The 14516-nt window shown below is 36.0% G+C and carries 8 protein-coding genes; 5 read left to right on the forward strand and 3 right to left on the reverse strand.

All coding sequences use genetic code 11. The features are described from left to right. Window positions 1-7: 7 nt before the first annotated feature. The 4 genes from GJU43_RS14160 to chiA all read left to right on the forward strand — a co-directional run bounded on the left by GJU43_RS14160 (window position 8) and on the right by chiA (window position 11120). Window positions 8-1591 (forward strand): RagB/SusD family nutrient uptake outer membrane protein, encoded by a 1584-nt coding sequence (locus tag GJU43_RS14160; RefSeq protein ID WP_154341406.1) that lies wholly within the window; start codon window positions 8-10, stop codon window positions 1589-1591. 113 nt (window positions 1592-1704) lie between these two features. Continuing rightward, window positions 1705-3642, forward strand: a complete 1938-nt coding sequence (nagB, locus tag GJU43_RS14165; protein WP_154341407.1) for a glucosamine-6-phosphate deaminase — start codon at window positions 1705-1707, stop codon at window positions 3640-3642. Between the two features lie 159 nt (window positions 3643-3801). After that, a complete protein-coding gene (locus GJU43_RS14170) occupies window positions 3802-5868 on the forward strand; it encodes a beta-N-acetylhexosaminidase (RefSeq protein ID WP_154341408.1) in 2067 nt (688 codons plus the stop codon). A gap of 512 nt (window positions 5869-6380) precedes the next feature. Continuing rightward, a complete protein-coding gene (gene chiA, locus GJU43_RS14175) occupies window positions 6381-11120 on the forward strand; it encodes a T9SS-translocated chitinase ChiA (protein WP_154341409.1) in 4740 nt (1579 codons plus the stop codon). Window positions 11121-11320: 200 nt separating this feature from the next. On the opposite strand, the gene GJU43_RS14180 is transcribed toward chiA, so the two are convergent. The 3 genes from GJU43_RS14180 to GJU43_RS14190 are packed head-to-tail and all read right to left on the reverse strand — an operon-like array spanning window position 11321 to window position 14024. Beyond that, complete coding sequence (locus GJU43_RS14180; RefSeq protein ID WP_229655065.1) at window positions 11321-11881, reverse strand: hypothetical protein; 561 nt, start codon at window positions 11879-11881, stop codon at window positions 11321-11323. A 12-nt stretch (window positions 11882-11893) separates the two neighbouring features. After that, window positions 11894-12460 carry a hypothetical protein gene (locus GJU43_RS14185; protein ID WP_154341410.1) on the reverse strand — a complete coding sequence of 189 codons (567 nt, stop codon included), beginning with the start codon at window positions 12458-12460 and terminating at the stop codon, window positions 11894-11896. After that, the gene (locus tag GJU43_RS14190) at window positions 12438-14024 is read right to left on the reverse strand and encodes a hypothetical protein (RefSeq protein WP_154341411.1); all 1587 of its coding nucleotides are present in this window, start codon (window positions 14022-14024) and stop codon (window positions 12438-12440) included. Before GJU43_RS14190 ends, GJU43_RS14185 begins: the two co-directional genes overlap by 23 nt. 124 nt (window positions 14025-14148) lie before the next feature. On the opposite strand from GJU43_RS14190, the gene GJU43_RS14195 reads away from it, so the two are divergent. Then, window positions 14149-14508 carry a helix-turn-helix domain-containing protein gene (locus GJU43_RS14195; protein ID WP_195760049.1) on the forward strand — a complete coding sequence of 120 codons (360 nt, stop codon included), beginning with the start codon at window positions 14149-14151 and terminating at the stop codon, window positions 14506-14508. Window positions 14509-14516 lie beyond the last annotated feature (8 nt).

The following is a 14516-nucleotide window of genomic DNA, read 5'->3' on the forward strand; positions in this document are numbered from 1 at the left end:
TAAAAAAATGAAACTAAATAATAAAATAACAAAAGCGGCTATTTGCATGGCATTATTTGCGGCAGTAGGTTGTACAAGTAATTTTGACGAAATTAATACCAATCCAAATGGTATTACACCAGAATTACGTGAACAAGATTTTAACCATATTAAAGGAGGTTTTTCTCCTATGTTTAATAATATACAAGTATTAACCCCAGAGTGGGTATATCAACTGCAACAAGGGTTGAATTGTGATATTTGGTCTGGGTATATGGCAACTCCGACAGGTTTTGCCGGTGGTATAAACAATACTACATATTCATTAGTAGATGGATGGAATGGATTTATTTGGGATTATGCGTATCCAAACGTTATGTTTAATGCCTATGATATTGCAAATAAATCTAAAGGAAAATATGATCAGTTTTATGCATTATCTTTAATATTAAAAGTCGAAGGAATGCATAGACTGACTGATACTTTTGGTCCGATTATTTATTCTAAATTCGGTACCTCAGATGCCACTATCGGTTATGATTCACAAGAAGAAGTATACAATCAAATGTTTGCTGAATTAGACATTGCCGTAGCTGAATTGACAAAAAGAGTAGATGCTGGCGAAGCATCAACATTTGTTACAACAGATTTATCAGCATATAAAGGAGATTATAAGGCTTGGGTAAAATTTGCAAATACTTTACGTTTAAGATTAGCTATGCGAATTGTAAAAGTAAAACCTGCATTGGCAAAAACAGAAGCCGAAAAAGCTGTTGCTCAAAAATTTGGAGTATTTACAACAAATGCTGATTTATTTAAAGTTGTATCACCTGTTTATACAAATCCAATTGCTACAATTAGCGGTTCTTGGCTTGATATTAGGATGTCAGCGGATATGGAGTCAATTATGGGAGGATATGAAGATCCAAGATTAGCTATATTTTTTGATACTTCAACTCAATTTCCCGGCCAATTTAAAGGAGTTCGTACCGGTATTGATATTGCTGCAAAATCAGATCATCAGGCTTTTTCAGGAATTGGATCTGTTGTCAGATCTAAAGAAATTGTATTAATGACTACTGCTGAAGCTTATTTTTTAAGAGCTGAAGGTGCATTAAGAGGATGGAATATGGGTGAGGATGCTGAATCATTATACAAAAAAGGTATTACTGCTTCTTTCGAACAACGAGGTGCTTCCGGAGCTGCTGCTTATATTGCTGATAATGTAAAATTACCAAAGGCATACGTAGACCCTAATTTCCCAGTTAATAATGCTGCTCCTGTAAACAATGTTACTGTAGCCTGGGATCCAGCTGCCACTAACGAAATTAAATTGCAAAAAATTATTACTCAAAAATGGATTGCTGGTTTCCCTGAAGGACAAGAAGCCTGGTCCGATTACAGAAGAACCGGGTATCCTAAACTTTTCCCGGTAATCAAAAATTACAGTGGTAATACAATCACAACTGAATTTGGTGTAAGAAGAATTAATTTTGTTCAGTCTGAAAAATCAACTAATTCAGGTGGTGTTGCAACTGGAATAGCAAAGCTTAACGGGCCTGATACGGGAGGTACAAGACTTTGGTGGGATACTACAGCTCCAAATTTCTAAAAAATAATATCAAAAGTTAAAGAATATAAGTTTGGTTAGTAAATGGTATAGGTAATGAAAGTTACTTATACCATTTCATAAACCAAAAGGGTAATTACTATAAAAAGAAAAAAATGAAAAGTGCTTTAGAAATTAAACCTGATATCAGCTATAAAAGTGCGGGGAAATTTGAAGAAACCAGATTTGAAAAAATCCATAATGAAATCTTCAAAAATTCAGCGGAAGCTTCCCTAATTGTAGCACATGAAATCGCTCAGTTAATCCGATCTAAACAAGAGAAAGGCAAATCTTGCGTATTAGGTTTAGCAACAGGTTCTTCTCCTATAAAAGTATATGAGGAACTGGTTAGAATGCACAGAGAAGAAGGCCTGAGTTTTAGCAACGTGATCACTTTTAATCTGGATGAATATTATCCGATGACAAAAGAGAACAATCAGAGCTACCACTATTTCATGCACCAGCATCTTTTTAATCACATTGATATTAAACCTGAAAATGTTAATATTCCCGATGGTACCATTGCAATTGAAGAATTGAATCAGTATTGTATCGATTACGAAATGAATATTAAAAGCGCAGGTGGTCTTGATTTTCAATTATTAGGTATCGGACGTACAGGTCACGTAGGGTTCAACGAGCCGGGATCGCACATTAACTCCGGAACACGCATCATAACACTGGATCATATTACAAGAGTTGATGCCTCTTCCGATTTTAATGGGATAGATAACGTTCCTAAAAGGGCGATCACCATGGGAGTTTCTACGATCATGAGATCAAAAAGAATTGTATTAATGGCCTGGGGGCAAAACAAAGCCGATATCATCAAAAGAACCGTTCAGGGTGATATTAGTTCTGAAGTTCCTGCCACTTTTTTACAAAACCATCCCAATGCCACTTTCGTATTGGATCAGTCTGCAGCAGTAGAATTAACCCGTTTTAAAACACCGTGGTTAGTGGGAGAATGTATCTGGACACAAGAATTAAAAAGCAAAGCAATTGTTTGGTTATGCCAAAAAACGAAACAATCTATTTTAAAATTAACAGACCGCGATTATAACAATAACGGGATGTCAGATCTTTTGGCACAAGAAGGTTCTGCTTATGATTTGAATATTAATATGTTCAACGTTTTGCAGCACACCATTACCGGATGGCCAGGCGGAAAACCAAATACCGACGATTCACATCGTCCGGAAAGAGCCAATCCGGCCAAAAAAAGAGTAATTCTTTTTAGTCCACACCCGGATGATGACGTAATTTCGATGGGAGGAACTTTTTCAAAATTGATAAAACAAGGGCATGATGTACACGTCGTATATCAAACCTCCGGAAATATAGCCGTTACAGACGACGAAGCATTAAAATTTGCTGAGGTCTGCAGCGATTTTGTTGGCCCTGATGCCACGAAAATAAATTTTAAATCGGTTATTGAATTTTTAAACAACAAATCAGAGAATCAGATTGATTCTTTGGAAGTTCGAAAATTAAAAGGACTGATCAGAAGAAGAGAGTCGTATGCCGCTACCAGGTACATTGGCTTAAAAGATGAAAATACACACTTTTTAGACCTGCCTTTTTACGAAACCGGACAAGTTAAAAAGAATCCGTTAGGGCCTGAAGATATTGCTATTGTAAAAGATATTATTGCCAGAATAAAACCACATCAGGTATTTGCCGCAGGCGATCTTGCTGATCCGCACGGAACACATGAAGTCTGCCTGAATGCGATCTTTGCAGCAATGAAGCAATTGAAAACGGAGAAATACATGGACGATTGCTGGTTATGGCTGTACAGAGGAGCCTGGCACGAATGGGACATTCACGAAATTGATATGGCTGTTCCGCTTTCTCCATCAGAAGTATTATTGAAACGTCACGCGATTTTATACCACCAGTCCCAAAAAGACAGAGTAATGTTTCAGGGAAATGACTCCAGGGAATTTTGGGTGAGGGCAGAAGACCGAAACAAAAATACAGCCATCTTATACGATGAATTAGGTTTGGCTGAATATGAAGCAATTGAAGCCTTTAAACGTTTTGATTATTAGAAGTTGTTTTTAAAACCGATTCGGGTGAGAGCGAATCAAATTACAAAAATCAGATGGATCTCATAGGAAAGTGAGGTTCGGCAGAGATCCTTCTGAGTTTTGTTTCTTTTATCTATTTATTAAAGTTGTCTGCGGATAACATCTTTCAAAAACATTACAATGAAATATTTATTAGTCCTACTATTCGCGGGTTTCACCTCTGGCGCACAAATTCAGAAAGAGCAGCTCAACCTCATGCCCTGGCCCCAGAGTATTGTAGTAAATGACGGTAGTTTTACCTTAACCAAAAACTTTAAAGTAAACATTACCGGAAATCCAAATCCAAGAATCTTTGGCGGTGTAACACGTTTTTTACGTCGCTTAGATGGTAGAACCGGTATTTTTTTCGAACAGGGTTTTATTGCAAAATTAAATGAAGTGCCAACAGCTGAATTACAAATCAACTGTACGAAAAGCGGTAAAATTGCCTTATATGAAGATGAAAGTTATCATTTAGACATCAGTCAGAACAAAATTACACTAAACGCAACCAGCGATTTAGGCGCGCTGCATGGCCTTGAAACGTTATTGCAGCTGCTGCAGAATAATAGTGCCTCATTTTATTTCCCGGCTTCCCAAATATCAGATTTTCCAAGATTTACGTGGAGAGGCCTGATGATCGATGCGGCAAGGCATTTCCAGCCGGTTGACGTAATCAAAAGAAATATTGATGCACTGGCAGCGATGAAAATGAATGTATTCCACTGGCATTTAGTAGACGATCAGGGATGGAGAATTGAAATGAAAAAACATCCAAAACTTATAGAACTGGCTTCGGATGGATTGTATTACACACAAGAGGAAATTAAAAATATCGTAAAATACGCTGATGAGCGCGGTATTTTAATAGTTCCGGAAATAGATGTTCCGGGCCACGGATCAGCGATTTTAACCGCTTATCCTGAAATTGGCAGTAAAGTGACTACGCTGACTGGAGGAACTTCAGAAAAAAATATTCAGGGAACCGCTATTGCGACCTATGGAATTGAAAGAAATGCGGGTATTTTTTCACCAACATTAGATCCTTCAAATCCTAAAACATATCAATTACTCAGTGAGTTTTTTGACGAAGTGTGCCCTCTATTTCCCGGGTCTTATTTTCATATCGGGGGAGATGAAAACGAAGGGAAAGATTGGGACGCGAATCCAAAAATTCAGGAGTTTAAAAAGAAAAATAAGTTAGCGACCAACCACGAATTGCAAACGTATTTCACCATGCAGCTGGTGCCCATGCTTAAAAAACATGGCAAACAATTGATGGGATGGGAAGAAATTTTGACCAAAAACATGTCAAAAGAAGCCATCATACATTCCTGGAGAGGGCCAAATGAAGGCGTTATTGCCGGACAATCACTGGTAGATGCCGTAAAAAAAGGATACAAAACCGTTTTGTCAAACGGATATTATATCGATTTGATGTATCCGGTTGAAAGTCATTATCTCAATGATCCGATGCCAAAAGGAGCTGATTTATCTGCCGAGGAAAAAGCAAGGATTTTAGGAGGAGAAGCCACCATGTGGACTGAGCTTGCCACGCCAACAACCATAGATTCAAGAGTATGGCCGAGAACAGCCGCAATAGCCGAAAGACTTTGGTCTGCCGAAACGGTTATCGATGTCGCAAACATGCGAAAACGTCTGGATGTAGTTTCTTTTAGATTAGAAGAACTCGGATTGACGCACATTCGCAATAAAGCAGTTATCTTAAGAAACATAGCGAACAATCAGAGCATAAAATCACTGAGCGAATTTTCAAATGTTTGTGAACCCTTAAAAGGATATAAACGAAATAAAGGCGGAACCGAATATCAAATGTATTCTCCGTTTACCCTTTTTGCAGATGCCTGCACTCCGGATGCGAAAGATGCTTTGGCTTTTGATGATGCAGTCAATCAATATCTGGCCAATAAATCATCTGAAAATAAAGCAAAAGTAGCGGCATATTTAAACAAATGGATTGCTGTCAATAAAGGTTTAAATGAACTAAGTTCCAACGCGCCGTTAGTTCAGCCTATTTTACCTTTAGCTAAAAAGTTAAATGATGTATCAGAACAATTATTACTTGTTTTGGATAATAAGGCCACTTTAAAAGCAGATGACCTGAAAAAACTGGTAGAAGAATGCGACTCCAAAGATCATGCAGATGTGGAGTTGGCCGTTTACAAAAGTTTAAAAAAATTAATATAAAAGTTTGGATTGAATTAGTAGTTAGTAAGTTTAAGTTACCAGATTGTTTAGTTATCTCTATCAGAATTTTTCTGGTAGAGATAATTATAGTAACGAATTTATAACGTCTCTTTTAAACTTCAAAAATAAATTCAGAATCAATAATAAAATAACCACTAAAATATGTATTAACCTTTAAAAACCAAATAAGAGAATACCCAAAAACATGACAATAAAGTAGAATTTTAGAAAGTAGAATTGCCCCCCAAATTTATCTTTTTTTTATTTATTACTAATTTTTTAAAAAAGAAGTATACATAAATATCAATCAATACTATTTGCTAATGATTATGGTAGAATCAGTAATAGTAATATTTATTTATAGAAGTAAATCGAATTAATTTCCAATGATTGCAATGTTTTCTATTTGCAGTCGATTGAATCCCGGTTATTGTTTTTTTACATGCTGAATTTCAGTGTGTAAGTGATTGTAATTGGAATATTTTTTTTCTATTAACCAATATTTATTAATTATGAAACATTATTACAGATTGCTTTTATTGTTATTGTTTCCCTTACTTGCGTCAGCCCAACCAGCTCACGGTAAGAAAGTAGTGGGATATTATGCGCAATGGTCTATTTATGCCCGGGATTTCAACGTTCCGAAAATTGATGGAAGTAAATTGACGCATTTGAATTATTCTTTTTATGGGACAACTTATGATCCTGCCCATCCGGAGAATACAAAACTTCATTGTTTGGATACCTATGCCGACTTTGAGCATATGGAAGGCGGAATTCCGTGGGATGCTCCTGTAAAAGGGAATTTTTATGACCTGAAAAAGTTAAAAGAAAAGTATCCGCATTTAAAAATTTTAATTTCTGTCGGAGGATGGACTAAAGGTCAGGATCTTTCTCCAATTGCCGCCAGTCCGGTAGCAAGAGCTGCTTTGGCCGCAGATATGGCAAACTTCATCGTCACTTATCCGTTTATTGACGGATTCGATATTGACTGGGAATATCCTCTTTCCGGAGGAACAGACGGTACTGAAGTGATCAACGGAGCACCAATTCCTCCACAAAAGTACAGCCCGGACGACAACAAAAATTTAGTGTATTTACTGAAAGCAATGCGTCAGGCAATGCCAAATAAATTGATCTCAATTGCAGCCGGAAACAATGTTAGAAAAGTGGCGCAGCAATATTTAGGCCCTTCTAACCGAGCACAATACGGAATGACAGAAGACATTTCGACGTATTGTGATTACATTACTTATTTTGGCTATGATTTTGGTGGAAACTGGTATGATAAAACCTGCTACAATGCACCATTATACGCCAGCGGAAACACCAATGATCCGCTTTACGGAGCAACTCAGTCCGAATCACTGGATGAATTGACGAATCAGTACTTAAATGTGGTTGGTTTTCCAGCCAATAAACTGATCATGGGATTGCCTTTTTACGGTAAAAAGTTTGATCATGTTGCCACGAACTCCACCAACGGATTATTCGTTTCAGCGCCAAGAGATATAGTTTCAGGCTGTACGAATCCGCAAAATCCAATCGGAACCTGGGATGGTCCGGCAGCCTGCGAGCGTTCCGGAAGCATCGAAATTTGCGATTTAGTCGGAAATCCGGTGACCAATTCACATGCTTATTTAGATCCCACTACCATGCTGGTTACGCCAACGGCTGCAGCTGCAGGATGGGTACGTTATTTTGACAATACCACCAAAGTGCCTTATTTATACAATGCCACTTTAAAACAGTTTATCAGCTATGAAGATAAACAATCAATGGATTTAAAAGTGCAGTATATCAAATCAAGAAATCTTGCCGGAGGTATGGTTTGGGAATTATCTCAGGATACCAGAGGTGCTATACCGAACTCCTTATTAACTCAGGTAGATACGTCCTTTGGAAGCGTTGTTCCGGGAACAGTAAGTATTTCTGGTTCTGTGAAAAACGGAGCAAATTTAGTTTCGAATGTTACCGTTGAATTGCGTAATGCCAGTAATGTAGTATTGCAAACCGTAGTTTCTACAGGAGGTAATTTTACATTCAGCAACTTAACTTCAGGACAAAATTATATCCTTACGGCCTCAAAAGCGACTTATACTTTTACGCCTGTAACTTTGACAAACGTGACCGTTAATCAGACTGCTGTTGTCATCAACGGAAGCCAGCCTTTGTATACGGTTAGCGGAACGGTACTTAACGGAGCAACTCCGGTATCAGGTGTTACGGTAACAGCTACGTCAGGAGCTACCGTTTTAACGGCGGTTTCTAATGCAAGCGGAGTTTACAGTGTAGCAGGTTTAACAGCCGGACTTAACTTTACGGTTACAGCTGCTAAAACAGGATTCTCCTATACGCCAACTTCAACCGTTTATACTGCAATTGATGCGAACAAAACGTTGAATTTTGCTCAGGGAGCACCAGTGGTTTATTACACGGTAAGCGGAACTGTTTTGAACGGATCAACTCCGGTTTCCGGTGTAACAGTTACAGCAACTTCCACAGCCGGAACTTTTACGGCAACTTCAAATTCAAGCGGGGTTTATTCGATTGCTAATTTACCGTCAGGCGGAAATTATACCGTAACGGCAGCTTTGGCAGGACAAACGTATACTCCGGCTTCAACAGTTTATACCAATTTAACGGCTAACAAAACATTAAACTTCTCTCAGGATGTTATTGTAGTTCCTTCTAATAAAATTAGCGGAACAGTTAAAAACGGATCAACTCCGGTTGCCGGTGCAAAAGTAGAAATCGTTTTACCGTGGACAGACAATACACACAACTGGAAAAGTGTTATTGCGATAACAGATGCACAAGGAAAATACAGTTTTGATAATTCGGTTGTAGCAGGTTATACCACTGTTACAAGTTTAAAATTAAACAGTTGGGAAAACGGAGAAACAGCTTATTTTCCAAATAATCTGGCCAACTTTGCTGTTCCGGCAAACCCGACAGTTTACAATTTTAATACAAGTTCTACCGCAAAATCAGCCTTGGCTGCCGTTGTAAATTTAATCAGTGGATCGGTTAAAAACGGAACAACTCCGGTTGCTGGTGCAAAAGTAGAAATCGTTTTACCGTGGACAGACAATACACATAACTGGAAAAGTGTTTTGGCCACAACAGATGCATCAGGAAATTATACTTTCGATAATTCAGTTGTAGCAGGCTATACACAAATTTTAAGTTTGAAATTGAATTCATGGGAGAATGGTGAAGTGACGTATTACCCAAATAACTTAACCAATTTTGCAGTTCCAACAACTCCAACGGTTTATAATTTTAACAGACAGGCGGTGGTTGCGACTAAGCCAGTGGTTACTATTACAGCACCAACAGCTTCGGCGATTGCTATAAATTTAGGATCAGCAATTAATTTTGTTGCAAGTGTTGGATTAAGTGCTGCTGATGCCACTACAATCTCCTCTGTTGTATTTAGTTTAGATGGGCAAAGCCTGAGTGCTACCAATTCTTCCGGAACTTATACAGCAATTTGGACACCGGCAGCCAATCAGTTTTCGCTTCCTCATACGTTAACCGTTACGGCTACTGCATCAAACGGAACAACAGATTCAAAAACATATAGTTTTACCTTAACTTGTTCAGGTGCAAACTGTCCGAATTCATTGCCTGTAATTACCTGGAATTCACCATCGAATACTACTTTAAACCAAAGTTCTTTCCAGGTGGTGCCAATTTCAGTTACCGCTGTTGATAGTGACGGATCGGTTTCAGGTGTTACTATTACCATAAACGGGGGTACATTTAACATGACAGCAGGTGCCAATAATATCTATACATATAATTTTACACCAGCTGCTTATCAGGATTATCCGGTTGTAATCAAAGCAACCGATAATAGAGCTGCTGTAACTACCTTAAACAATACGATTAAAATTGCTCCGGTGAGCACGAATAGATTCATTGCGCTTCCCTCTAAAATTATTTTAGGGTATGCACATTCCTGGGAAAATGCTGGTGCTCCATTTTTATACTTTTCTCAAATGGTGGGAAGTAAGTTTAACGTAGTAGATTATTCTTTCGTAGAAACAGTGAATCGTGATGGTTACACACCAGTGTTAACTACAAATGATACCAGATATTTGACCAATGGTGTTTTCAATAAGCAATTGTTGAAAAATGATATAAAATCCTTAAGAGATAGCGGCGTTCCTGTTATCGTTTCTATTGGAGGTCAAAATGGTCATGTTGTTCTGGACAATGTAGCTCAAAAAAATATTTTTGTTAATGGTCTGAAGGCCATTATTGATGAGTATCAGTTTGATGGAGTTGATATTGATTTTGAAGGCGGATCGATGAATTTTAATGCAGGGGGATTAAGAGATATTTCTTATGCGGGTATTTCTGCTTATCCAAGATTAAAAAACGTAGTAGATGCTTTCAAAGAATTAAAAGCGTACTATGGCCCTGGATTTTTATTAACTGCAGCTCCGGAAACACAATACGTACAAGGAGGATATTCTACCTATACGGATACTTTTGGTTCTTTCCTGCCAATCATTCAAAACTTGCGTAATGAATTGGATTTGTTAGCGGTACAATTGTATAATACAGGAGGAGAAAACGGATTAGATGGTCAGTATTATGGTTCAGCTAAAAAAGCAAACATGGTAACAGCCCTGACTGATATGGTGATAAAAGGCTATAACATTGCTACAACAGGAATGCATTTTGATGGTTTACCGGCCTCAAAAGTTCTGATTGCCTTACCAGCTTGTCCAAGTGCAGCAGGTAGTGGTTATTTAACACCGGCAGAAGGAATTAGTGCTATGCATTATTTAAGAACCGGAACTACTTTTTCAGGAAGAACATACACTATGCAGCCAGGCGGTCCATATCCTTCTTTAAGAGGTTTAATGACCTGGTCTGTAAACTGGGATGCCTCTTCTTGTGGTAATTCATCTGAATTGTCTAAAGCGTATGCCGCTTATTTTGCATCACAGTCAGCAGCAAAAACATTGTCTCTTGACAAAATTGAAGCGAAGAGTAGCACGATAGCTTATTTTAAAAATGATGCTTTATCGGTTACAAATGAAACCGAGGATATTGCTCAGGTGGATGTATTTAATTCAATCGGACAATCTATTGTGAGTCATAAAAATATTCAGAACAATAAAGAAGTACTGCTTCAGAATCAAAGTTTCTCGACTAAACAATTATTTATAGTGATAGTGACGGACAAAGCAGGAAATAAAAAATCATTCAAAGTCATGAACTTTTTAAACTAAGGTATACGACGAAGAATGGAAAACTTAGAAATAAAAAAATTGGGACGGTTAAAATTGAGTTTGGTTATTTATTTTTTAATCTGGTTTTTATATTTCGAATAAATGCAGTGAATTGGGGTGATTTGTTATTTGGTTTTCACCTGAAGGAGCGCATTATGAACCCGACAATTTTATTGTCGGGTTTTTTTATAGTTTAAATTTTAAAAATTATATCCAATTCTTAAATGTAAATCAACTGTTACTTCACCTTTTTCGCTATTTATCTTTTCCAGAAAATGTCTGTAACCAACACCAAAACCAGTTTCATAATGAAAATTATTTCCTAAGTTTCGACGAATACCCCATTTTGGAATAATAGAAAAAGTACTTATTACATCAACATTGCTGTTGGAAATAACAAATACATCGGATTGGTATTTTAAATTTAGCGCAATAAAATTTGCACTGTTATTAGCTGTAACTTTATTATTAACAGCTCTTTTTTGAATGTTATAGTAGTATCTGGGTTCTAAAGTAAGAACGGGAACTACGACACTGCCCATTTTGTCATTTGAATTCCCTCCAAATAGTCCTGCGTCTAATCCTAATTCGCTTTTTAATGACAGATTAGATGATAAGCTGCTTTCATTGTTAATCCAAAAACCTAAAAAACCGGCTTGTATGCCGAAAATTGATTTTTCTACCGTTGCTTTTTGCTGCGAAAGAACTTTTCCACCAAATAGCAGCATAAAGAGAAGGGGTATTATTTTTGATACTTTCATAGTTTTATATTATTAATAAATTTCTATTCCCAATTTAAATCCGGCACTTTCAATATTATGATAATCTACTTTTTGATTGGATTGATTAATAAATGTTTTGTATAAATTTTGATGGGAATAACACAATTCAAAACTGCCCAGAACCTTTTTTAAAATTACGAATCTGTAGCCTACTCCTATTCGCATTAGAACACCGAATTTTTCAACTTGTCCCAAATGCCCCCCTAAATCAAAAGAGGTTGATAAACTTTCTTTTGTATCGTTTAAAACCCATTTAATCCCGCCAGTAACCGGGATATAATCAATTTTGGGCTGATTTATAAATTCGTATCCACTTCCTGCCCTAAAAGCAAAGTGTTTTGAAATATAGTAGTCTAAATGTATACTAGTCCCCAGTATTTTAGATTTAGTACTAGTTTCAGAAATCTCATTATGTTCTGAAGGTATCCTAAAATCGTAAGGGAACAGGATTAGGGTTGAAGCCTCGACACTAATTCCCCGATCTTTAAATTCTCTATTTTGAGAATGAACTATTATTGGAATTAATAGTATAATCTTAAAAAACCATTTTAAATCCATGCCATGTTATATTTTTTTTAGCCATTCCATATATGTTTATTCCTGTAACTTTTGGGTTTTTAAAATCAAATTTTAATTCATTAAAACCAGTGTTAATTTTAAAATCACCGCCATTTCCAACTCCGAAATTATACGTTATTTTCGGACTGACGATTCCCCAATCAAAGTTCTTTTGTATATCAGAACAATTAGTGCATCTCGTACCTAAATTATAGTATTGCACAATTGATTGTCCTCTTTGATTTATTATAACACCAACTTCATCCATTGGTTTGTTTAGTGATTTCATAATCTTTTCTGCCTGTCCGTAAATTGATCCGTAGAACAATTTACGGATTTGATATTCGGTAAGGTCTTTACCTATGAAATCTGCAGCAACTTCGATTACCAAATCAAGATTTTTAATTGGTAAATTCGGTATTGGCTTATTTGTTCCTGCATATATTGCATTGTTGTAACTGTTTAAACTTGTATAGAGTTTTCCAGTATCTGTGACGTAGTAATTTACTATCATGCTATTGGTGGTGTTGTTAAAAACTTTTGAATTATCAAAAAACCAGGTTACACTATTTACTCCCAAAGCAACTTCATCTGCTCTTTCTTCTCTCCAAATTCCAGTCCATCCTCTAAATTGATGTTTTACTTTCACTCCAATCGAATAAGCTAAAAATAAATTTACATTATAATATTTTAGTTTTACGCGACGTTTACGCTCATAATTTGTTGTACAAACTTTAGTTTCTCCAAAAAGATTGGCTAACCAAGGGTCATTCGGATTACAAGTCGAAAGATTATTAACCGCATCATTGAAAATGGGCTCTTGTACCGCCGTAACACTTTCCATTGAAATAGATTTATCAAAATTATTTTTAGAATTTTTCGAAATCTTGTCACCCTCTTTAATGTCTATAAAGGAGCTGACATGGGATGTTACTTGTTTTAGCCCACCATTTGAATTAAAACTGGGATAACGCTGAGTAATCCCGATTTCTCCAATATCTCCAAGCGAGTTAATTTGATTGACTTGCATGAAATTATAAATTTCATTTACATATTCTTTATTTGCGAATAAGAGTCCATATTCTGTGTATACATATATAATATCTCCTACTTGTATTTCTCCATTTTCATTCAGTAAACTTTGAAATAAGTCATCTCCAAGTATATCATCCAATTCATCATAGTGTTCTATAATTGTTTCGTCTGTTAAGGAAGCATTTTTCCTGTTTAAGGATTTTGACGAATAGTTTTTTTTAATTTTATCAAAGTGCCTTTGTATTTCAGTAATTTCTGTGTGATCATTTACAATTGGTTTTAAAGAATAAAAATCTTTTTTATAAAAATCTTTTTCTAGAAGGGAAGCTATTTCATCACTGCTTTGATTTTTGGATTTATTATAAAAATCATGAAAAACAGTTTTATCTGGAAAAGATATTCGTCCATTTTCAACCGTAATTTGTTTTGCTGAATTACTCTTATTAAATAAGTCTTTACTATTATCATGTTCGCAAGAAGTACAACAAATAGTCAATAATAAAATTAAAATGTATTTTTCGGCCTTCATAAATTGTGAGTTTATAATTGTTAATTCGTCAAAATTAAAACTACACTCACTTATATTTTATAAGTTTTACTTTACAATTATAATTTATTTGTGTAAATTATCTCTTATTTTTGTAAGAAAAAAAATGCTTTTAGAAAATTTACGTAAGATTAGAATTATCAAGGGATTTTCTCAGGACTATGTAGCGGATCTGTTAAACATATCTCAGGCGGCGTATTCTGATATAGAGAGAGGTAAGACGAAGATTAATTTTGAAAAATTAAAAAAAATAGCTGCCATTTTTGATCTTGAAGTTAGTAGTATAATAGACTTCCATGAAACTCAGAAGCTGGATAAATTAGTTGCTGATCGTGTTAATACAAATCCGGACGAAATGAAAACGATAATAGATCATTTCGATAAAGAGAGACAATTGTACCAGGAACAAATAGACATTTTAAAAAATGAAATAACTTATCTGAGAAATAAATTGGACAAAAAATAAATAGGATT

The sequence above is a fragment of the Flavobacterium sp. LC2016-23 genome (assembly GCF_009674775.1).
Lineage (GTDB): Bacteria > Bacteroidota > Bacteroidia > Flavobacteriales > Flavobacteriaceae > Flavobacterium.